18 protein-coding genes are annotated in these 20,054 nt (G+C 46.8%); all 18 read right to left on the reverse strand.

What is annotated here, in order from left to right; translation table 11 throughout:
* Positions 1-11: 11 nt before the first annotated feature.
* Positions 12-314, reverse strand: coding sequence for an urease subunit gamma (ureA, locus tag MHZ92_RS04940; protein ID WP_239430511.1), 303 nt, complete (start codon positions 312-314; stop codon positions 12-14).
* A 779-nt stretch (positions 315-1,093) separates the two neighbouring features.
* A complete protein-coding gene (locus tag MHZ92_RS04945) occupies positions 1,094-2,107 on the reverse strand; it encodes an ABC transporter ATP-binding protein (protein WP_239430445.1) in 1,014 nt (337 codons plus the stop codon).
* Complete coding sequence (locus MHZ92_RS04950; RefSeq protein ID WP_239430446.1) at positions 2,108-3,052, reverse strand: C40 family peptidase; 945 nt, start codon at positions 3,050-3,052, stop codon at positions 2,108-2,110. It lies immediately after the preceding gene.
* Positions 3,049-4,155: a mandelate racemase/muconate lactonizing enzyme family protein gene (locus tag MHZ92_RS04955; protein WP_239430447.1), complete on the reverse strand. Its 1,107-nt coding sequence runs from the start codon at positions 4,153-4,155 to the stop codon at positions 3,049-3,051. Before MHZ92_RS04955 ends, MHZ92_RS04950 begins: the two co-directional genes overlap by 4 nt.
* Positions 4,156-5,079 carry a S66 peptidase family protein gene (locus MHZ92_RS04960; RefSeq protein ID WP_239430448.1) on the reverse strand — a complete coding sequence of 308 codons (924 nt, stop codon included), beginning with the start codon at positions 5,077-5,079 and terminating at the stop codon, positions 4,156-4,158. It lies immediately after the preceding gene.
* Positions 5,080-5,306: 227 nt separating this feature from the next.
* Positions 5,307-6,977, reverse strand: a complete 1,671-nt coding sequence (locus MHZ92_RS04965; RefSeq protein WP_239430449.1) for a peptide ABC transporter substrate-binding protein — start codon at positions 6,975-6,977, stop codon at positions 5,307-5,309.
* Between the two features lie 56 nt (positions 6,978-7,033).
* Positions 7,034-8,020, reverse strand: coding sequence for an ABC transporter ATP-binding protein (locus MHZ92_RS04970; RefSeq protein WP_239430512.1), 987 nt, complete (start codon positions 8,018-8,020; stop codon positions 7,034-7,036).
* Positions 8,021-8,130: 110 nt separating this feature from the next.
* Entirely contained in the window at positions 8,131-9,069 is a 939-nt protein-coding gene (locus tag MHZ92_RS04975) for an ABC transporter permease (protein WP_239430450.1), read from the reverse strand.
* Complete coding sequence (locus MHZ92_RS04980; RefSeq protein ID WP_239430451.1) at positions 9,069-10,004, reverse strand: ABC transporter permease; 936 nt, start codon at positions 10,002-10,004, stop codon at positions 9,069-9,071. Before MHZ92_RS04980 ends, MHZ92_RS04975 begins: the two co-directional genes overlap by 1 nt.
* Positions 10,005-10,017: 13 nt before the next feature.
* A complete protein-coding gene (locus MHZ92_RS04985) occupies positions 10,018-10,842 on the reverse strand; it encodes a M55 family metallopeptidase (RefSeq protein WP_239430452.1) in 825 nt (274 codons plus the stop codon).
* 174 nt (positions 10,843-11,016) lie between these two features.
* Entirely contained in the window at positions 11,017-12,858 is a 1,842-nt protein-coding gene (gene opp4A / locus MHZ92_RS04990) for an oligopeptide ABC transporter substrate-binding protein (protein WP_239430453.1), read from the reverse strand.
* A gap of 21 nt (positions 12,859-12,879) precedes the next feature.
* A complete protein-coding gene (locus MHZ92_RS04995) occupies positions 12,880-13,725 on the reverse strand; it encodes an ABC transporter permease (RefSeq protein ID WP_239430513.1) in 846 nt (281 codons plus the stop codon).
* Between the two features lie 95 nt (positions 13,726-13,820).
* Positions 13,821-14,789, reverse strand: coding sequence for an oligopeptide ABC transporter permease (gene opp4B / locus MHZ92_RS05000; protein WP_239430454.1), 969 nt, complete (start codon positions 14,787-14,789; stop codon positions 13,821-13,823).
* A 15-nt stretch (positions 14,790-14,804) separates the two neighbouring features.
* Positions 14,805-15,731 carry an ABC transporter ATP-binding protein gene (locus tag MHZ92_RS05005; protein ID WP_239430455.1) on the reverse strand — a complete coding sequence of 309 codons (927 nt, stop codon included), beginning with the start codon at positions 15,729-15,731 and terminating at the stop codon, positions 14,805-14,807.
* Positions 15,709-16,740: an ABC transporter ATP-binding protein gene (locus MHZ92_RS05010; RefSeq protein ID WP_239430514.1), complete on the reverse strand. Its 1,032-nt coding sequence runs from the start codon at positions 16,738-16,740 to the stop codon at positions 15,709-15,711. The genes MHZ92_RS05005 and MHZ92_RS05010 overlap by 23 nt, the downstream gene beginning before the upstream one ends.
* Positions 16,741-17,045: 305 nt before the next feature.
* Positions 17,046-18,017: a DUF4003 family protein gene (locus tag MHZ92_RS05015; RefSeq protein WP_239430456.1), complete on the reverse strand. Its 972-nt coding sequence runs from the start codon at positions 18,015-18,017 to the stop codon at positions 17,046-17,048.
* Positions 18,018-18,065: 48 nt separating this feature from the next.
* Complete coding sequence (gene trpA, locus MHZ92_RS05020; RefSeq protein ID WP_239430457.1) at positions 18,066-18,863, reverse strand: tryptophan synthase subunit alpha; 798 nt, start codon at positions 18,861-18,863, stop codon at positions 18,066-18,068.
* On the reverse strand, positions 18,860-20,053 hold the full coding sequence (gene trpB / locus MHZ92_RS05025) for a tryptophan synthase subunit beta (protein ID WP_239430458.1): 1,194 nt from the start codon (positions 20,051-20,053) through the stop codon (positions 18,860-18,862). Before trpB ends, trpA begins: the two co-directional genes overlap by 4 nt.
* Position 20,054: the final 1 nt, after the last annotated feature.

The following is a 20,054-nucleotide window of genomic DNA, read 5'->3' on the forward strand; positions in this document are numbered from 1 at the left end:
AACCCCCTCTGTTATTGAATTGGGTGATGCACCGTAACTAGTTTCGTCCCATCCGGAAATGTGCACTCAATCTGCACGTCTTTTACCATATCGCCGACGCCTTCCATTACATCATCCACTGTAAGTAGTTGCTTCCCCTCACTCATCAATTGCCCGACAGACTTTCCATCCCGCGCACCTTCCATAATATAATGACAAATAAGCGCAACCGCTTCAGGGTAATTCAACTTCACCCCACGAGCCTTTCGCTTTAACGCAAGCTCTCCTGCCATGTGTAACATCAATTTTTCCTGTTCAACTGGTGATAGCTTCAACAAAAAACACCCCCGATTTTTTAATCAGACATTTTAGATATCTAAAGACAGTATTTGGTATTGCCTTTACTTCCTATTCAATTGTTTCGAAACATTAGTGTGTTGCATGAGCATGCTATTATGGGCAGACGCCCGAATGATTGGGACCTGGCGTGATGCAGGCCGTATTTGAGGGAATTGAGGGATTACAACGACTCTAGTATAAGATAAGCTATTTTTATTGGCAACTATAACAGAAAACAGTAAATATCAGGGAATTATAATTAGCCAACGCAAAGAACACCCCCAAATTAGTATTTTTGGACATTTTAAATAACTACGGTCGGTTTGCTGCCGCGTCTGGTAGTCGTATTCAGTTTTTTCGATTTCTTGTGTTGTGCACGAGCGTGCATTATGGACAATAGTCGTCCGATTGATTGGGACCTGGCGCGATGCAGGTCATTAGAGGGAGATGGGGAATTTCAACTACCCTATTATAAGACAAGCTAATTTACTTGGCAACCTTAACGAAAACTGGAGAAAATTTGGAGATTGTGTCTAGAGCAAGTCTTATTAAGACATCTCACCGTAAACTGTGTCGGGTTTGTCTGGAGTTTTGCGCGAGATTGAGGAGGATATGCGCGAGTTCGTGAGAGATATGCGCGAGTTTGATTGAGTTTTGCGCGAGTTTTGGTCAGTTATGGCGCAATTTAACGTAGTTTTGATCATTTCGGGACTTTTGTTGCACACGTTCATGTTACTTCATGCATTTAACTAATAAAAAAATCGCCCTGATGTAATCAGGACGATGCTACCGGCACTTTCACCGCATCCGACCGCTGCATGACTTCTTCATCATGCAAGTGGCAGGCGACGAAATGCCCTTCTTCTTTTTCAAGCCATTTCGGCTTCAGCTCCCCGCAAACTGACATTGCATACGGACAGCGTGTGCGGAAAACGCAGCCGGATGGCGGATTAATTGGGCTTGGGAGTTCCCCTTGCAAAAGAATCCGTTCCCGCGATTCCTCGATATCCGGATCTGGAATCGGGATCGCTGACAGGAGTGCTTCTGTGTAAGGATGAAGTGGCTTGTCGTAAAGCTGCGCGCTCGTCGTAAGCTCCACCATATGCCCTAAATACATGACGCCGATCCGGTTTGAAATATATTTGACCATCGATAAATCGTGAGCAATGAACAAATACGTCAATCCCTTTTCCCGCTGCAAACGCTGGAGCAACTTGACGACTTGTGCCTGAACGGATACATCGAGGGCGGAAATCGGCTCATCCGCGATGATGAAATCCGGATCGAGCGCCAATGATCGGGCAATTCCAATACGTTGCCGTTGACCGCCGGAAAACTCATGCGGATACCGGTTCGCGTGATCTCGGTTTAACCCGACGTCCTCGAGCAATTCATTCACACGCGCCCGCATTTCTGCTTGCGTCTTGTACATTCCGTGAATTTGCATTGGCTCGGCAATAATTTCATATACAGTGGAACGAGGATTCAACGAAGCGTACGGATCCTGGAAAATCATCTGCATCTTTTTCAGAAAGCGCTGCCGCTCGTTGTCGGTCATGTCATGGACGCTTTGCCCTTCGTATAGCACCTCGCCGTCCGTCTTATTGTACAAGCCTAAAATCGTCCGACCCGCAGTCGACTTGCCACAGCCTGATTCGCCGACAAGCCCGAACGTCTCCCCTCTGAAAATATCGAAGCTGATGCCATCGACTGCCTTCAGCTTCGCCCCTTTGCCGACGTCAAAATGCCGTTTCAAATCTTTCACCGATAAAATCACATCTCGCGCCATTCAGTTTCCCCCTTCTTCGTTGCCATAGCGGCGCACCGCGCATAATTCCCGCTCCAGTTTTGAACCCGCAAGCTTCAGTAATTCAACCGATTGTCCGGTCGAAGGAGAATGCAGAAGCAACCCATTTCCATAATAAAATCCGACATGCCGGACATTGCCTTTCCCTTCGTCATTTGCAAAGAACAGCAAATCACCTTTTTCCCACCGTTCCGGCTTATCGATCGGTACTTCTTCGCCGCTTTTCGCCTGGTCGCCTGCATCCCGCGGGATAAAATGCCCGCAAGCTTTCAACATATTGTAGGTGAAGCCTGAGCAATCAAAACCGTACGATGACATACCGCCCCAGAAATACGGCAGATCCAAATAAGCTAGTCCTTCATCGACTGCGGCAGCAGCGTTCCGCTTTTTAAATTGATGGACGGAAGGTGCCCGTACGATGTCCGTTTTCAGCACCAATGCTGCTCCGTCCGGTGTTTCCACTTGAAAGTAGGATTCACTTTCATCGGTCAATGGCAAAATCGTATTGAACGGCACGATCATAAGCGGGGACCCGTCGAGATTCCATAATTGCGATTTTGCTACCGCAACTCTGACGAATCCTCCAGCCTCTTCAAGCGGGGACGCTTTTTTCAACTGTCCAACCGGCACCCATCCCGGATAGCCCCGGTCGTCCTTCTTCGACGGCTGCCATACAGCAATCACTTTCGCCCAATCACCAACAATTTCATCGACGATGACCGGCTCTCCATACAGAAGTTGCGTCTGCACACGATTCGAATTGCAAAGGTCGATCCGCTCCTCGTAAGCGAGCTTCTCGAGCCATTTATTCAGATGAAGCGGATTGGAAACACCGTCCGCATCCAACTCTCGCGCAGATTCGGGCGAAGTCCAGACCGTCGCGACCGGCACCGCACAAACATACATATTCACTGTCATCTCTGTCATTCTCCTGCCCCCTTCCCGATTAGTTCCATTCCTGCTGCGTCCAACCCGAGCCCTGGTTCGCCCGGCATCCGGATCGTTCTGCCATCGTAAACGATACCGCCAGCAACAATATCCTCAGCAAGCATAAGCGGCGCATCGAAATCGAATCTCGTAATGTTCGGCTGACTCGCCGCCAGATGGGCTGCAGCGGTAATACCGAGCTTTGTTTCAATCATGCTGCCGACCATGCATTCAACGCCGTACGTTTCAGCCAAAGCATTGATCTTCAGCGCTTCATGGATGCCGCCCGATTTCATCAGCTTAATATTTATCAAATCGGCTGCCCGCGTCTCCAAAACGCGGAGAGCGTCTTTCGCGGAAAACACGCTTTCATCTGCCATGATCGGCGTTAACGTATGATTCGTCACATATGCAAGGCCATCGATATCATCCGCGGCTACAGGTTGTTCAATCAATTCAATGTCGAGACCTGCATCCTCCATTTTGCCAATCGCAAAGACAGCTTCTTTCGGTCTCCATCCTTGATTCGCATCGAGCCGAATTTTTGGACCTGTCCCGACTCTTTCTCGGATTGCGCGAATTCTTCCGATATCGTCACTGATGTCTCCAATGCCAACTTTTACTTTCAACACGTTGAAGCCTTCTGCAATATAACGTTCCGCATCGTCTGCCATTTCAGCCGCGTCATTGACACTGACCGTAAAGTCTGTTTCAATTTCGTTTCTGAATCCGCCGAGCAGCTGATAGAGCGGCAAACCGGCAAATTGACCGATCAGATCATAGATTGCCATGTCGACGGCGGCTTTTGCACTCGTATTGCGGACGATTGACCGTTTAATCAGGCGGAACACTTCCTCGCGATTCCTTACATCAGCTCCTATTAACTGCGGAGCAATCACCTCTTCGATTGCATATGTAATGCTTCCGAGTGAATCGCCGGTGATGACGTGGGTCGGAGGTGCTTCCCCCCAACCCGTTCGTCCGTCGTCACTCGTCACTTTCACATAGACTGCATATGCTGTCGTCACTGTTCGCAGCGCAGTTTTAAAGGGCTTCGTCAGCGGAACGGCAACTGGAATAGTTTCAATTGAACGGATACGCATTCATTCCACCCCCGGTAATATCGTCAATGTCTTTTGGTCGGCGTCAAGCCTTCCTTCCACGCCTAGCGGAATCGCGAAATGCGGCTCGCAGTGGCCAATCTTGAAGCCCTCCACGACCGGCTTTCCTAAATCGCCCAAATAATGATGGAACACCTCATCCAATGACAAGGTCCTCCGTTCCTTCTTCGGCTCGGCATCCGAGAAATCTCCGATGACGATGCCAGCTGCATCTGTTAATTTACCTGCCATACGCAACTGGTTTAGCATCGAATCGACCCGGTACGGTTCCTCCCCGATATCTTCAATCAGGAGTAGCTTGCCCTTCGTATCAATCTCGAATTTAGTGCCGATTGTGTCTGCAAGCAACGATAGATTGCCGCCGACTATTTCGCCTTGCGCACTACCTCCAGCAAGGGCGTTCAACGACGAAATGTCGTCCGTATAATGAAGTTCCATCGGTTCGAACAGCTGCCTGAACATTGCTGCGGACAGTTCATGGAACGTATCTTTCGCAACGCATGACTCGAGCATCGGACCGTGAAAGGTGACGAGATTTGAATACTGTCCGATTGCTGTATGGAGAAATGTGATATCGCTGTATCCCCAGAACACTTTCGGGTTATCCCGAATTAATTGCAAATCCAATCGATCGGTATAGCGGGCGGATCCGTACCCGCCTCTCGCGCAGATGATGCCACTGATGGAAGGGTCGGCGAACATGCCTTCCAAATCTTCAAGCCGTTCATCGTCCATTCCCGCTAAATAGCCATGGACGTTATATACATGTCGTCCTAACTTCCATTTCAGTCCAAGCTGTTCAAGAAAAGCGAGTGATCGTTCAAGATTCTCCTGAACGGGTGGGCTCGACGGCGCGACAATGCCAATCGTATCCCCCGGTTGCAGCCGTCTCGGTCGTATTCTCAATCTTCAGCACCTCTTTCAATCAAAAATCATAAGAATCATAGAAAACCTCTTCGAGAAACGCATAAATTACTGGATTCACGCATAACTTCGCAAAATGGCGCATAAATCTCTGGAATCGCGCATAAACCCGCAGAACGACGCATAAATTGCTAGAGTCACGCATAAACTTACATACCCGCGAATAAATCACAAAGTCGCGGCGCCATGACGGACACCGCGACTGTGCATTAGTTCTTATCTGCGTATTTCAAGTCAACGTAGCCGACAGGGTGACGCAAGATGCCGGATACGCCCGGTTTTTCAAGTGATGTCGAGTTGTAGAAGTATAGTGGGAAGACAGGCATTTCATCCATGAGCAGTGTATCTGCCTGTTTTAGCAATTCCCAACGTTTGTTTTCATCTGTTTCATTTTTAATGTCCGCGATGAGTTTGTCATATTCCGCATTCGACCAAGTTGTACGGTTCATGGAAGAGCCGGTAATGAAGCTTTCCAGCGCGTTTACAGGGTCTGCATAGTCATGCAAGAAAGATGAACGGGACATTTGATATTTGAATTCTTTTTGCTCGGAAAGGAAAACCGCACTTTCCACGTTTTGAAGCTCTGCGTCAACGCCAAGCACTTCTTTAAACTTGGACTGAAGTGCAATCGCGATGTTCTGATGTGAATCGCTCGTATTATAGGTAAGCGTTACTTTCGGAAGCTCTGTCCAGCCTTCCTCTTTCATTCCTTCTTCCAATAGCTGTTTTGCTTTTTCTGGATTATACGAAACGAGATCACCGACGGAATCACGGAACTCCTTGCCGTCCGGTCCGATGAATCCGTATGTGACGAATCCATGTGCTGGTTTCTCGCCGTTTTTCGTTACAAAGTTGACGATTTCTTCTTGGTCAACTGCAAATGCGAATGCTTGGCGGATCTTTTTGTTCGTAAATGGCTCCATTGATACGTTGAAACGGTAGAAATACAAGCCCGCTTGGTCATCAACGCGCAATTCAGGACTATCTTTCAATTGATCTGCAAGTTCAGATGGCACACCTGTTACGTCAAGTTCATTCGATTGATACATTTGGTAGGCAGTCGTTGTATCGCTCACCATTGCCCAGTGGACTTTATCCAACTTGACTGCGTCTGCATCCCAGTAGTGTTCGTTCTTTTCGAATTCAAAGCTTACATCATGATCCCATTTACTCAATTTGAATGGACCGTTTCCAACGAATGTTGCTGCTTCCGTATGCCAAGTCGGATCTGCAGAAGCAACCTTTTCATTGATTGGGAAGAAGCTTGGGTTTGTAATGATGTTCAAGAATGCTTCATTCGGAGAAGTCAATTTGACGACGAAAGTTTTTTCATCCTTTGCTTCGATAGCGATATCATCCGCTGAACCTTCTCCATTGTTGTACGCTTCAGCCCCTTCGATGAAATACGCAAGGAATGCTGCAGGTGAAGCCGTTTCCGGGTTCAACATATGTTTCCAAGCGAATACGAAATCGCCTGCCGTTACTGGATCCCCATTCGACCATTTCGCGTTTTCGCGAATTGTAAATGTGTACGTCAAGCCGTCTTCAGAGACTTCGATTTTTTCAGCTGTTGCCTCGACCGCTCTATGGTCTTGATCTAGGCGAGTCAAGCCTTCCATAATATTGTTGAGCGCGCTCCAAGAAACTGCGTTAAATCCGATGGATGGATCGAATGACGTCGGCTCTTCCCCGTTGTTCATAAGAAGGACCTTTTCCACAGCAGCCGTCTCTTCAGTTTTGCTTTCCTCTTTTTTACCTGTCTCCGTTGTCTTAGTGCCAGCCGGCTTTTCCGGTTCCTTGCCCGCATCTTTGTTCGCGGTACACGCCGCAAGAACAAGCGCAAGCATTGCCACCATTAAAAATGTTATCCACTTTTTCATTTCAATAGCCCCCTTTTGTTTATATATGAAAATGAAAGCACTTTCGTGCAGAAAGCCTATATGTCACCGAACAACTTTTTCGCCCGTTCATCTTGCAGCCAACAATCTACGGCATGCGTTTCGGATAAACTGGTCGTTGCCGGGTAGACGCGGTCGCATACTTCCATTGCGAATGGGCATCTGGCCGTAAACGGACATCCGATCGGCGGAGCGAATAAGTCAGGCGGCGTCCCATCGATTGGCTGAAGCTCTTCCTCCTTCAAGTCAAGACGTGGGACGGACGCGAGCAACCCTTTCGTATAAGGGTGTTGCGGTGTATAAAACACTTCTCGCTTCTCGCCAATTTCAATGACTTTCCCTGCATACATGACTGCAATTCGATCAGCGATTTTCGCGACGACCCCCAAGTCGTGCGTAATGAGAATAATTGAAACGCCTGTCCTCTCCTGGATTTCTTCGAACAGCTCTAGAATTTGAGCTTGAATTGTCACATCCAATGCAGTTGTCGGCTCGTCAGCGATGAGCAACTCAGGTTCGCAAATTAAAGCAATTGCAATAACGATCCGTTGCCGCATTCCGCCGGAAAACTGATGGGGATATTGCCTCATCCTTTCCTCGGGATTCGGGATGCCGACCAATTCCAGAAGGTCAATTGCTTTTTTGCGCGCTTCTGCTTTGCTCACTTTTTGGTGAGTCCGCAATCCTTCCGTCAACTGCTCCCCGATTTTGAGTGTCGGATTCAAGGCGGTCATCGGATCTTGGAAGATCATCGAAATATCGACCCCTTGCACTTTCCGCATTTCGGATTTATCGAGTTTCGTCAAATCTTTTCCTTTGAAATAGACACTTCCATTTTTAATGCGGCCTGCAGGCTTAGGAATCAAACCCATAATCGTATTCGCAGTAACACTTTTTCCACAGCCCGACTCTCCTACAATCGCAAGCGTCTCTCCTTTATATAGATTGAATGAAACACCGCGAAGTGCTTGAACTTCACCTCCGAACGTCTTAAATGACACATGCAGATCTTGGACGGAGAGCATAACGTCCGAAAACACTTTCTTACGTTTGCGTGATTGTCTTGGTTCTGGTGCAACAGCTGTACCGCCTACGCTTTCATCAATTGGTGCATATTTTCTCTCATCCAATCCATTCACCCCCTCAGTTTCGGATCAAGTGCATCTTGCATACCGTCTCCGAGGACGTTAAATGCAAACATCGTCATAGATATGAAGAACGCCGGGAAGAATAATCTCCACCAATGTCCGGACAGGATGACCGGTAACGCATCGTTCGCCATGACCCCCCAGCTTGCGAAGGGTGCTGAAATTCCAAGTCCTAAAAAGCTCAAGAACGCTTCTGCAAATATGGCACTCGGTACAGTCAACGTCATTTGAACGATAATCGGGCCCATTGTATTCGGCAGCAGGTTTTTCCGTATGATCCTTGGTGTTCTTGCTCCAAATGATTTCGACGCCGTCACAAATTCATAGTTTTTAATTTGCAGTACTTGGCCCCTGACAATCCTGGCCATGCCGACCCATCCGGTAATTGTTAAGGCGATGATAATCGTCGTCAGACTCGCTCCCATAATGACCATTAAAAGTATTACGACGAGGAGATGCGGAAGGCCGTAAAGCACTTCAATGATACGCATCATAATTGAATCGGTTTTGCCACCCTTATAGCCGCTGATTCCGCCATAGATGATGCCGATGAAGAAGTCGATCAATGCGGCTGCAACTCCAACGAAGAGCGAAACACGGGCGCCGTACCAGGTTCTCGTAAAGACGTCCCATCCTTTATCGTCCGTTCCGAACCAATGCGTCGAGGACGGCGGTAAATTCTGGTTAGCATATTGTGTCGTTTCAACATTATGCGGAGATAAAATCGGTGCGAAGATAGCGAACAGCGTCAAGATGATTAAAAACACTAATCCACCCATCGCCATTTTGTTCTTCCGTAATCGACGCCACGCATCTTTCCAATAGGAAAGCGATGGACGCACGACCGACTCCGCTTTTTCTGCATCCTTCCCTTTCGGTTTGAACCATTCATCCGGGACTTGCACGTTTTGCTGATGACTTACCATTATGCTTCACCTTCCTTTCGGTGAAGTTTAATACGCGGATCCAGGAATCCATAGACGATATCTACTAAAAACAACATGAATACGAGGAACGCGCTATAGAATACGGTCGAGCCCATAATGACCGGATAATCACGGTTGTTAATGCTCTCAACGAAATATTTCCCCATGCCCGGTATCGCAAAAATCTTTTCAATGACGAACGTTCCAGTTAAAATGCCAGCGAGCATCGTCCCCATAATCGTCACGATCGGCATGAGCGCGTTTCGCAGAGCATGTCGGACCACGATGCGGACCGGAGATAATCCTTTTGCCCTTGCCATCTTCATATAATCCTGCGTCAACACTTCCAGCATGCTCGATCTTGTAAGACGCGCTATGATTGCAGTTGGTCCAGTTGCGAGTGCCAATGTCGGTAATACCATATGGAGCGGACTACTCCACGTAGCTGGTGGCAGGAGATTCCAATTGACGGCAAATTGTTGGATTAACACCGTCGCAAGTACGAAGTTTGGAACCGATATCCCGACGACCGCGAAGGCCATCGCTGCATAATCGATGATGCCATTATGTCGGAGAGCCGCAAATGTTCCTAATGTAATTCCCGATATGACTGCGACGAGGATGGTGACCATGCCTAGTTCAAATGAAATCGGGAATCCTCGCGCAAGCAATGTATTCACCGATTCATTCGGTTTCTTAATGGACGGACCGAAATCGAATGTCGCAATAGACTTCAAGTATTGTAAATATTGCACATGTGTAGGCTGGTCCAGCTTATAAAACTTCTCAAGATTCGCCTGGATTGTCGGATTTGATGTCCGTTCTTCATCGAACGGAGATCCTGGTATTGCATGCATTAAGAAAAACGTCAGTGTCGCTATGATGAGGATTGTCGCAATCATCATGAAGAATCTCTTTGCTATGTAAATCGCCATGCGTCATTCCCCCTTAGCAGAACTTTGTTTGCATTGCCAATTCAACCATTACAAGCATTGCGCGGTACGCCTCCAGAATATCTTTTGCTTCGAATTTCACAATCGTCGTGCCTGGCTCAATTTCACAACCCGGCATGAGTGCGGCCCATTCCGCCTGGCCATAGTTTGTGAATTCGATGCGCAAAGTTGGATTCGCTGGTGGTACAAGTGGCTGAATCGTTGAACGCTTTGCAATCGCTTCTTCAGTCTTCTCTTCTAATAATGCATGTGCCTTCGTCGGATGCAGCGTCTTGACGGCGGAACGTGAAATCGATTGTTTCACTGCAGCTGTCACAACTCCCGGAATTAAGCTTTGCGCTTCCTGACATGCACGATCGTCCCCAGCGACCATAATGACAGGCACTCCGTAATAGCCGGCTACATAAGCATTCAGTCCAAGCTCGCCAATTTCCACATCGTTAATATGCATATTTCGAACGCCAAATGTCATTGAATGGCTCATGACGCCCGGCTGTCCAGCCCTTGCGTGATAACCTGCGAAAATTGCTCCGTCAAATGATTCGTCAAGCGCCTGCACCATGGAAAACGCTTTCAAATCACCTGTAATTAAATCTGCTGCAGGATCAAGCTCTTCCACAAGCAGATTGTTCATTTTAGAATGGCTGTCGTTCACAAGAACTTGTTCCGCTCCTTGTCCGATGGCCGCGCGGATAATCGCATTCGCTTCCATTGTCATTATACGTCGCGCCCGCTCATAATTATGTCTGGCCGAGTCAACAAACGTATAATCGGGTAGCCCCGTAATTCCCTCCATATCAACGGATACATAAATCTTCAATTCTATTTCCCCCATCCCTAAATCTATCTAAATAAATAGACTAATCGACTAATTGGTAAGTTCAATCCTATCAAATATTTGAGAATATTACAATATGGTTTCAAAAATAAAAACCGCCACCCAGTTTCCCGGATGGCGGTTCATAGATTACTGAGACTGCTCAATAATCAAATATTATTCAGATACTCCCCATTTCCAAACTCTAGCGTTTTCAGAGCCTGGTTCGATAGAGTAGTTAACAACACGTTTGTTAATACCCATTAGGTAGTAACGGTATACAGTTGGTGCAACCGGAACTTCATCGACCATAAGCTCTTGCCATTGCTTGTAGATATCTTTACGGTAGTCCGCATCAAATGCTTTTTCAGATGTACCAGCTGCAAGAAGCTCGTCGTTTTTCTCGCTTGTGTAACGAGTGTAGTTGAACGCAGCTGTTCTTCCGTATAGACCGGATGGATCTGGGTCAGTACCAGTTCCCCAAGCACCTTGGTAGATGTCAATTTTCGGATCGTCAGCTTCTACCATGTCGTAGAAGGAGTTGAACTCATGTAGACGTCCGTCAAGAAGTTGTACTTTAATACCTACATCAGCCCAGTTTTGCATGTAGAACTGTGCGATTGGCTCAGCAGTTTCTCCACCAGACATAGAAGCGAAGTTCAATACGAACTCGTTGCCTTCTGGATCTTCACGGAAGCCATCTCCGTTAACATCTTTATAACCAGCTTCGTCAAGAAGTGCTTTCGCTTTTTCTGGATCGTAAGAAGGTGTTTCAATGCTAGCATCGTGGAAGCTAGCAAATACAGGAATGATCAAAGTAGTCGCAGGGAAACGAAGACCGTGGTAAAGTTCTTTACCGATTGTTTCGTTATCCATTGCATACCACATAGCTTGACGTACACGCTTATCAGCAAGTTTTGCATTTGGATCTGTTACGTTTTCTTTCTTCTCTGCATCCCATTTACCAAGTTTGAAGCCGATATATGTGTATGCAGTGTCAACGTCTGCAAGAAGCTCGATATTATCGATTTCTTTAGCGTTTAGGTATTGATCTACAGGGATTGAAGCCATATCCACTTCACCTTTTTTAAGAACTTCAAGGATAGAAGCGGAGCTTACTACTTTCATAACCATTGATTTAAGAGCAGGCTTACCTCTCCAGTAGTCATCATTGCGCTCGTAAAGGACAGATTCACCCGGTACGATTTTTGAAACTTTGTAAGGACCAAAACCGATTGGGTTCACACGAATTTTGTCGGAAGCAACTAGTTCTTCCATAGTTACTTCACCAGTCATGATATCGCCGACGTGGTGTCTAGGTGTTGCATGGCCCCAAATACCAGACATAAGCGATGGAGTCGCTTCTGTGTACGTAATTGAGATTGTTTTATCGTCGTCAGAAATTTTAATACCTGAGATTTCTGTTGTTTCACCGTTATGGTATGCAGGCATACCTTCAACGTTTGAAATCATGTACGTGTAACGAGTTCCTGTGTAGTCAGGGTGACCAAGAAGTTGGTACGAGTAAAGAAGGTCACTTGCTTTGACAGGCTCTCCGTCATGCCATTTAACATTGTCTCTGATTGTAATATGGATTGTTTTGTTATCATCAGAAACTTCCCATGTTGCCGCACCGTCTTGTGTGATCAAGTAGTCACCGTCAGTTGCGAACAGGCTTTCATGGAACTTGTTGATTACTTGCCAGTCAAATGTACCTGAATAGAATACAGGTGCAAGAGTACCTTCAAACGGAGTGTCTGTAACCATAGCGATTGTCATTTCTCCGTCTTCGATAGGCTCAGCTGTGTTTGATACTTCGAACGGGAAGTCAAGACCAGCGTTTGGATCTTCAGCTTCCTCTTCTTCCGTTTTTGTTTCTGTTTTTGTTTCTGTTTTTGTCCCTGAGTCAGTAGATTTTGTTCCACCGGACTCTTCTTTGTCTTTACCTGAACATGCAGCTAAAAATACGCTGAGAACAAGCAACAGACTCGCAAGTAGCATAAATTGCTTCTTTGCCATTGTATTACCTCCCCTTATTTTTTAGGCTAATCTTTGCCTTGCATCAGACGCGCGTTTAACCGCTTGCCCGATGTAATTTATACACAGCATCATTACTAGAATTAGTAATGCTGCAGGTAACCATGCCCACCACTTATTCTTGACTATATCGGGATTTGTCGCGAAAGAAATCAGTGTCCCAAGCGAAGGAGTACCAGCGGGCAGACCGAATCCTAAGAAGGAAAGCCCTGTCTCCAATCCGATATTATTTGCAAGCGTAAGTGTCATATTAACGATGACGAGAGAACTCAAGTTAGGGAACATTTCAAAGAACATAATCTTCCAACCCGGTGTTCCTAACGTCTTGGAAGCATTGATATAATCTCGCTCCCTTTCAGAAATTGCCTTTGACCGGATGAGCCTTGCTTTACCGAACCAGGCGAACGCACTCATGATTAAGATGAATGTTACAACATTATAGTTTGGAACAATTACTACGAAAACGATGATGAACATAAGTGATGGCAATACCATCAGGAATTCAAGGATACGCATGAGGACATTGTCCACAGTGCCGCCGTAATAGCCTGATATCAAACCGTATGTCAAGCCGAACAACCCTGAAAGTACAGTTACACAAACTCCGATTGTTAAAGAGTTCCGTGTTCCGATCATCAGTTGACCAAACACGTCTCGTCCTCCGTCATCCGTACCAAGCCAATTATCCAAAGATGGTGGCTTCCAGACATTAAGGAAGTTCACTCGTGTCAATGCAGTTTGGTCAATAAACAATGGTGATAAATAAGCTGTTAGAACGATGATCGTGAACAAAATCAACGACCCTAGTGCCATCTTATCGTTCTTTATTTCACGCCAAATCGTGCGCATAAGCGACGGATTATTCAGTTTTTCTTGTGCAATCAGTTTCTTTTCGTCAATTATTTGATGTGTCACTTAGTATCCCTCCTCTTCCTTCATTTCCATCACTCAATACGTATACGTGGATCAACGATGCTTAGGATAATATCCGACAGCATTGTTCCGATAATAACGGCAGCACCAGAAATCATGACGAGTGCCGTAACGACGGTGAAATCACGTAAATTAATTGATTGGATGAAAAGTTGTCCGAGTCCAGGATAGCTGTATATCCATTCAATAAAGACAGAACCGGAGATCAACCCGGTAATTTCGTACCCGAGGAATGCCGCAATCGGCAAAAGCGAGTTTCGCAAAATATGACGTGTATATACTTTACCTTCCGGCACACCTTTAGCGCGGGCCGTTTTTACGTAATCATTGATTTTTTGGTCGATAATATCATTTCGTAAATATTGAACCGTACCGTATGTTGCAAGGAGCGCTGAAGACATGACCGGCAAGAATAAATGCTTCGCCTTGTCAACAACATAATCCCATGTACCCACTTCAGTTCGGATATCGACGCTTCCCCCCGATGGGAACCAGCCCAATACGAAGGCAAACACATAAAGCATCAATAAGGCGAAAACGAATAACGGCGTCGCGAATGCGAAGTAGTTATACGTAACTATCATTTTATCCGCCCATGTATCCGTCCATCGTCCTGCGACAATGCCGAGCGGTATCGCAATTAAGTAAGTGACAACAAGTGTAAATAATGATAGAAGTACAGTGTTTTCAACACGTCCTCCTAATAGATTCGTAACTGGCTGCTGATGCATATACGACATACCGAAGTCGCCCTGCACCGCTTTTCCGATCCATCGTCCATATTGCACGTACCATGGGTCGTTCAATCCGAATTTCTCACGGATTTTCTCTATTTGTTCAGGCGTTGCGTCCGGATTCCCTTGGAACGCCCCCGTCACCGCATCACCCGGCATCGCTTTTGCAAGCATGAAGATAATGAGACTAAGGAGGATGAGCTGCGGAATCATGATCAATGATCTACGTAAAATAAATTTAAACATTTACATCATCCCCCTTTATTGCATGGCAACGGAATGTGTATCCGATATTTTTTTCAAATCGAACATCCGCCCATCTTTATCAAAGTAGTTATTATAGTCGGTTTGGTATTCCTGATTAATCGCTTGGCGGAGATGCATTTTCTCAAACCGTTTTTCAGGATTCATCTCTGGAATTGCGGCAATCAAACGTTTTGTATAGACATGCTGCGGATTACTGTATATTTCATCTGCCGTCCCTTCCTCTACAAAACGGCCACGGTACATAATGCCTATTCGGTCGCACATATGTTGGATAATACCAAGGTCATGCGAGATAAATAGATACGTCAAATTAAACTCGTCTTGGATTTCCTGCATGAAATTCAGAACTTGCGCTTGAACGGATACGTCAAGTGCCGATACAGGCTCATCCGCAATGATCAACTTCGGATTCAATGTGAGCGCACGCGCGATTCCGATCCGCTGGCGCTGCCCACCCGAAAATTGGTGAGGGTATTTGTAAATGGACTCAGGACTTAACCCGACTCGTGCAACCAACTCTTGCACTCTCAGCAATTCTTCTTTCGGTGAAAGCCTTTCAAAATTGCGAAGCGGTTCTGCAATAATATTCAAGACGTTTTTCCGTACGTTCAATGAAGAATAGGGATCTTGGAAAATCATCTGAATATCCCTTGTATATTTCCTTCTTTCCACCCTGCCCATACTGGAAAGATCCTTTCCTTCGAACAGCAACTCCCCGCTTGTCACTTTATTTAATCCGATAATTGCACGGCCGGATGTTGTTTTGCCGCATCCCGATTCACCTACGAGTCCGTATGTTTCACCAGGTTGCAATTCAAAACTGATGCCGTCGACGGCTCTTACATGGTCTACGACTCTTCGAAAAAAACCGCCTCGGATTGGATAGTGAACCTTTAAATCATTTACTTTCAGTAGCGACATATTCTCTCTCTCCTACTCTGTCCTCCGGAAAGTAGAACGTTTTATAGCATGAGCATCTAACAAAATGGTTCGGTTTGGCTTCATGCATTTCCGGTATCTCCTCATGGTCCTGTTCAGGGATCCATTCGATCCGCGGTGCGAAACGGCATCCTTTACGGTCGAGGTTCTGAATGGATGGAACGATTCCATCAATGACATGCAACTTCTCTTTTGCTTCAATATTTGAAGGGATCGAGTTCAACAAAGATCTCGTATATGGATGCAAAGGATTTTCAAACAACTCTTTGACATCCGCGATTTCAACGACTTCTCCTGCGTACATGACGACTACGCGGTCTGCCATTTCAGCGACAACACCTAGGTCATGCGTGATCAGGATAATCCCAGTTTTCATCTGGTTTTGCAACTCTTTCATCAGATCCATGATTTGCGCTTGAATCGTAACGTCCAAAGCTGTCGTAGGCTCATCCGCTAGAAGAAGAACCGGGTCGCAAGCGAGTGCGATGGCGATGACGACACGTTGTCTCATCCCACCCGATAATTCATGAGGATATTGCTCATAGACGCGTTGTTCGTTCTTAATACCTACCCTTCGAAGAAGTTCCAATGTACGTTTTTTCTTGTCGCTTGCGGACAACTTCATATGGTAATCCATCGGCTCCTCAATCTGCCGTCCGATTGTCGCGAGCGGATTCAACGCAGTCATCGGGTCTTGGAAAATCATTCCGATGTCCTTCCCCCTCACTTTATCCATACGCGAGCGCGTTAGCGTCAGCAGATTTTGCCCACCAAAATTCACTTGTCCTTCAATCTTCGTGTTCTTATGGTCATGCAGGCGCATTACGGAAAGGGCCAATGCACTTTTACCACAACCTGATTCACCAACGATTGCAACAACTTCATTTTCGTGGACGGTCAAGGAAACTCCATCTACCGCAGCATAGTAGTCACCTTTTATACTGAATGACGTACGAAGATCTTTTATCTCTAAGATCGGTTTTTTCAACAGAACTTCCCCCTTACTAACTGACACATTGATAAATAACTAATTTTCAGATTTCATTTAAAGTTATTGAACCAAATATACTACACAGAATTACTCCTGACAATACTGTTTTTTTAGAATATCAAAATCTTATTTTATTTCTAATATGACAAACGTGTTACAAACATTGCTATGTAAGCGTTTTCGCAAAAATACATAATTAATTATTTTTTTCGTTCTTTCTTCGCGACGCATAAAAAAACAGGCGAAAAAAGCCATTGCTATTGTACAACAGCTTTTTTCGCCTAATTATGTTATTTTTTCAATGATTATCCATTCGACGAGCTTGTAGAGGATGCTGCGACAGCGGCTACCGTTGCGGCCATTACTGCCTGCTGTGCCTGCAGGATCATGTCCACTGATGCAGCTAAACTGACGCTGACCTGATCTGCACTATCCGTCAACTGGTGCATCACATGGCCTATTGCGATGGAAAGGGCCATTTCCCTATTCCACTTGAATCGTTTTGATTGCTCTAGCTGCTCCGTTAACCGGATGATTTCTTCGATCTTCCCATCCTCGACCTTGAACACCGTTAGAAACCCGATCATCGGATAATGGACAGGTTTCGCTTTTGTCTCTTTCCGAAGCATTTGGTAAATCTCCCAAGCCCTTTTAACGAGCTGCGACTCGAAAGAGATATTGATATATGTCATGACTTGCGATAGCCATTGGAGTTCATTGCCCGTACGGAACCCCTCTTCGTGCAGTGCATCGTAGTATGCTCGCATTGCCTGGGCATGGTCCTCTGAGTCCTCCCCTTTTTTACCAAGCAGCATTGCATATGCGTAATCGTCGTCCGATGTAAGAAAGTAATGCTTTTTTTTCATCGCATCATATAGCTGTTTCGCCCGAGTCGCCTCTTCACGAAACGTATTGGCATCATCGTCCATGAGTAGTGCGGCAAGATAGGAATGGATCGTATTCCGGAAACCAGCCTGCTTTAGCACCTGCTGCTTTTCCATGAGACGATCTGCTGCTTCATCGACCGAGTCGTCGGACTGTGTAAGAAATGCAGCCATCATCGGCAACAGATGCCCCCGCAATGGTGAAAACCAGCCCGCCCTTTCTTTCAAGGCGGCCATGGCCCGGCTGAAAATAACAGCGTCGAATTCCTTCGCTGCTGTCACATAATACGAAGTGATCGTTAATACTACGTTCTTATCAACGCTCCAACCCGCCAAGGATTTCACTTTGTCATATGTCGTTTCTACTTCCTGCCTGATCATATCCATTTGCATGCCGTACAACTCCTTTGCTATATGTACGTCATACATGCCTAAAAAGTTTCAATAAGAAGAATTAATAATTTTTAATTCCCCGACTTCTCCTTGCACTAAATTGCGTATTCCATCCAACTCATTACGTTCAAAAGCTTCGACAATTGCACTTCCGACGATGACTCCGTCCGTATGGTTGCCCATCTCCTCCACTTGCGCTCGTGTCGAGATGCCAAAGCCCGCTAGAACCGGTACTGGGCTCATCTCTTTGACACGTTCTAGATGTGAAAATAGGCTCGAGTCAAACTCATTCCTTTTTCCAGTGATCCCGTTAACGGTTACCGCATACAAAAACCCTTCCGCACTTGCCGCAATATTCGCAATCCGTCGATCGGGGCTCGTCAGCGTTACGAGGGGAACCCATGCGATATCCGTCCCCTTCAGCGCTTCACGAAGCGGACCGCTTTCCTCAAGCGGCACATCCGGGATGATCAGCCCCTTAATGCCCGCTTGCCCGCATGCTTCGACAAACTCCGGGATGCCATACGCCAATACCGGATTCAAATACGTCATAATGAGTAAAGGAACCGCCACTTCCCCTTTACATTGTCGAAGCTCTGCAAGTACTTTTCGCAGCGTCACGCCTGCCTCAAGTGCACGTGCTCCTGCCTGCTGGATCGCCTCCCCGTCCGCAACTGGGTCCGAAAACGGAATGCCGACCTCAATCGCCGTTACGCCTGCCTCCTGTAAAAAAAGCAGTTTTTCTTTCAGCGTCCCGAGCCCCCCATCGCCCGCCATCATATAAGGCACAAATGCCTTGTTCCCTCCCGCCAAGGTTGTACGAATCTGCTTCTCTAACGTTTTCATTCCGCTCCACCTCCAAGCACATCACGAACTGTTTGCATGTCTTTATCGCCGCGGCCAGACAAACAGACGACGATAATTTGCTCTTTTTCCATCGTTTTCGCAAGCTCCACAGCGTATTGGACGGCATGGGCACTTTCAAGGGCTGGGATAATTCCTTCCGTCTTCGACAATAATTGCAGCCCTTCCAATGCACCCGCATCCGTCACGGATGTATACGTCACCCGGCCGATATGATGCAGATGACTATGCTCCGGTCCGACTGCTGGGTAATCGAGCCCTGCTGAAATCGAATGCGCCTCTTGTATAAAACCGTCCTCATCCTGCAGCACATACATATACGCCCCATGCAAGACGCCTTCCTTGCCGTCCGCAATGGCAGCCGCATGAAAGCCTGTCGAAATGCCGCTTCCTGCCGCTTCGACACCATACAGCGCAACTCCCTCATCTTCGACAAACGGGTGGAACATGCCGATCGCATTGCTCCCGCCCCCGATGCAAGCAACTACCGCGTCAGGCAGACGACCTTCCTTCCCGACAATTTGCCGCCGCGTCTCAACACCAATCACCCGCTGGAAATCACGGACAATTTCCGGAAACGGATGTGGCCCGAGGGCCGAACCGATAATATAATGCGTGTCTTCCACATGCGCGACCCAATAACGAAGCGCTTCATTGACGGCATCCTTCAACGTACCGGAGCCCTTGTCGACCGACACAACTTTCGCGCCAAGCAGTTCCATCCGGAACACGTTCAGCTCCTGACGGCGGATATCCTCCTTCCCCATGAAAACGATGCATTCCAACCCGAATAATGCACAAGCCGTCGCAGTCGCCACACCATGCTGCCCGGCGCCCGTTTCTGCCACGATTTTCTTTTTCCCCATTCGCATGGCAAGGAGTGCCTGCCCGAGGGAATTGTTTATTTTATGGGCACCCGTATGATTCAAATCTTCCCGTTTCAAGAAAATTTTTGCGCCTCCGACCTTCTCCGTCAACCGCTCCGCAAAATAGAGCGGATTTTCCCTGCCGACAAAATCACGTAAATAATAGTCCAACTCCTCTTCAAAAGCAGGGTCTGCCTTCGCCTCTCGATATGCTTCTTCCAATTCATGCAACGCCGTCATCAATGTCTCCGGCACATATTGCCCGCCGAACTTCCCATATCTACCTTTACTCAACTCAACCGCCATC

Source organism: Sporosarcina sp. ACRSL (assembly GCF_022346605.1).
Taxonomy (GTDB): domain Bacteria; phylum Bacillota; class Bacilli; order Bacillales_A; family Planococcaceae; genus Sporosarcina.

What these genes read in the sequence shown, in the direction of transcription:
- trpB (WP_239430458.1), bottom strand. Translation starts at nt 20,053, where the DNA reads ATGGCGGTTGAGTTGAGTAAAGGTAGATATGGGAAGTTCGGCGGGCAA.
- opp4B (WP_239430454.1), bottom strand. Translation starts at nt 14,789, where the DNA reads ATGTTTAAATTTATTTTACGTAGATCATTGATCATGATTCCGCAGCTC.
- MHZ92_RS04945 (WP_239430445.1), bottom strand. Translation starts at nt 2,107, where the DNA reads ATGGCGCGAGATGTGATTTTATCGGTGAAAGATTTGAAACGGCATTTT.
- MHZ92_RS04955 (WP_239430447.1), bottom strand. Translation starts at nt 4,155, where the DNA reads ATGCGTATCCGTTCAATTGAAACTATTCCAGTTGCCGTTCCGCTGACG.
- MHZ92_RS04965 (WP_239430449.1), bottom strand. Translation starts at nt 6,977, where the DNA reads ATGAAAAAGTGGATAACATTTTTAATGGTGGCAATGCTTGCGCTTGTT.
- MHZ92_RS05015 (WP_239430456.1), bottom strand. Translation starts at nt 18,017, where the DNA reads ATGCAAATGGATATGATCAGGCAGGAAGTAGAAACGACATATGACAAA.
- trpA (WP_239430457.1), bottom strand. Translation starts at nt 18,863, where the DNA reads ATGAAAACGTTAGAGAAGCAGATTCGTACAACCTTGGCGGGAGGGAAC.
- MHZ92_RS04970 (WP_239430512.1), bottom strand. Translation starts at nt 8,020, where the DNA reads ATGCTCTCCGTCCAAGATCTGCATGTGTCATTTAAGACGTTCGGAGGT.
- MHZ92_RS04995 (WP_239430513.1), bottom strand. Translation starts at nt 13,725, where the DNA reads ATGCGCACGATTTGGCGTGAAATAAAGAACGATAAGATGGCACTAGGG.
- opp4A (WP_239430453.1), bottom strand. Translation starts at nt 12,858, where the DNA reads ATGGCAAAGAAGCAATTTATGCTACTTGCGAGTCTGTTGCTTGTTCTC.
- MHZ92_RS04980 (WP_239430451.1), bottom strand. Translation starts at nt 10,004, where the DNA reads ATGGCGATTTACATAGCAAAGAGATTCTTCATGATGATTGCGACAATC.
- MHZ92_RS04975 (WP_239430450.1), bottom strand. Translation starts at nt 9,069, where the DNA reads ATGGTAAGTCATCAGCAAAACGTGCAAGTCCCGGATGAATGGTTCAAA.
- MHZ92_RS05005 (WP_239430455.1), bottom strand. Translation starts at nt 15,731, where the DNA reads ATGTCGCTACTGAAAGTAAATGATTTAAAGGTTCACTATCCAATCCGA.
- MHZ92_RS04950 (WP_239430446.1), bottom strand. Translation starts at nt 3,052, where the DNA reads ATGACAGAGATGACAGTGAATATGTATGTTTGTGCGGTGCCGGTCGCG.